Source organism: Gammaproteobacteria bacterium (assembly GCA_003696665.1).
Classification (GTDB): Bacteria; Pseudomonadota; Gammaproteobacteria; order Enterobacterales.
The window spans coordinates 1-1,416 of record RFGJ01000370.1 but is presented as its reverse complement, the minus strand read 5'-3'; the positions used below and the strand labels follow the sequence as shown (position 1 = coordinate 1,416).

Annotated in this window: 4 protein-coding genes; all 4 read left to right on the top strand. The window is 54.4% G+C overall.

The window, feature by feature from the left end:
* Positions 1–8 precede the first annotated feature (8 nt).
* Positions 9–296 (top strand): hypothetical protein, encoded by a 288-nt coding sequence (locus tag D6694_09585; GenBank protein RMH40908.1) that lies wholly within the window; start codon positions 9–11, stop codon positions 294–296.
* A gap of 151 nt (positions 297–447) precedes the next feature.
* The gene (locus tag D6694_09580; GenBank protein RMH40907.1) at positions 448–699 is read left to right on the top strand and encodes a hypothetical protein; all 252 of its coding nucleotides are present in this window, start codon (positions 448–450) and stop codon (positions 697–699) included.
* A 107-nt stretch (positions 700–806) separates the two neighbouring features.
* Positions 807–1,046, top strand: coding sequence for a hypothetical protein (locus D6694_09575; GenBank protein RMH40906.1), 240 nt, complete (start codon positions 807–809; stop codon positions 1,044–1,046).
* A gap of 137 nt (positions 1,047–1,183) precedes the next feature.
* The coding region (locus tag D6694_09570; protein ID RMH40905.1) for a hypothetical protein at positions 1,184–1,416 on the top strand (233 nt) is incomplete at its 3' end.

Sequence of the window (1,416 nt, the reverse complement as noted above, 5' to 3'; positions counted from 1 at the left end):
TGGAGTCGATGCGGCAACAGGTGGAGAGGGGAAAGAGAATGACTGAGCCGGGGGTGGTGTTGGTTTCCATGATGGTTACAGCCCTGCTTGGTGGATTCGCAGTAGCGGGTTGGGTCCTGCTTGCGCTGGTACTGAGAGATCACGGACTCACAATCCGCGATGTTTTGTCAGACCGTGAGAAAAAAAAGTTTCTTGTTGTTCTCGTTTCACTGGTTGTGCTTTTGGCTCCTGCTTTTGGGTTAATGGTGGGGCGTGGTGTAGGGGAAATGGTGATTAGCGCGATGACAGGACAATGAACTGACTGGCTTTCAGGGGAGATGAGCAATTTTCATCTTCAATATCTCAAATTTGTAAGCGAGGAGAATGGTGGGAAAGGCGGGGGAAGATCACCGTTGAAGTGCATGGCGAGCCATTGCCGCTACCACACCTGCCATCCGCGAGCTGACGGTGGAGGAGATTGACTGGGTATCGGGAGCGAGTGCGGGCGATGCGGCCGCAGCTGCAGCGACGGCAGGTTTCTTGGGAGCTGGAGGATACGCATTTCGTTTGGCAGTACAGGCTGGAGCAACCATAGGGCGTGCCGCTCTTATTGGTGTTGCGGCAGGCACTGGCGTCGGTCTTGCGGTATTTGTGCTCTCAACGGCCGCATTCATAGCAGCTGAATATGTTGCGTCGAGAGCGCTGAGCAACAACAGCTGAGGAAGGGGGCTTGAGTGGCAGGGGACTGCGTTCAGGCATCCCCTGCTTTCCCTTGTGCTACCGACTCTCTTCTGATGGTACAGAAAGAACAAGGAAGGGAAGGAAGCATGTCTGGCAGTTGTATCATTGCAACAACCATCCTGGGGTCAGCAGGAATGTTTCTGTGGGTGGCACTTTTAATGCTTGCCGACAAGCAGGGGGTTTCCTTGAGAGAATTTTTCCAAGATGGTCAGGTAAGAAAGGCCGTCTTTTTGATGACTGGCGCATCTCTCATTGTCTTGCCCATATTGATATTTGTTGCCAGCATATTTGGTGACTATCTTGAGACGGTCATTTTGCACAAATAAGTTCCCACTTTCGTGAAATTTCTGGCATTCTACCCGATGCCGGGTGTTGATCGGCCAAGGGCCGCATTGGAATTGCTTCTGGAGGCGTTCTTTGAACACTCCCGGCTGGTCCGCACATTCTCTGTTCCCAGTCAAACATGATTGCCGCTCCATATATGTTCTTCTGGGAGGATGCGGTAAAGGCGTACGGGGCTCCTTCGAGGAGAGGTCATGTGGGCCCCTCATGCGGTCGGGGCAGGTTGTCGGCTCCGAAGCGTGAAAAGGGTCTGTACCCAGGTCTCCATCGCGGCCAGTGCCCGGGCGGCCATGGCGCGTTTGCGTTCGCGCCCACGCAGGCGGGCGCCGTCTTTGGCAAGGGGAGGAAAGAGGC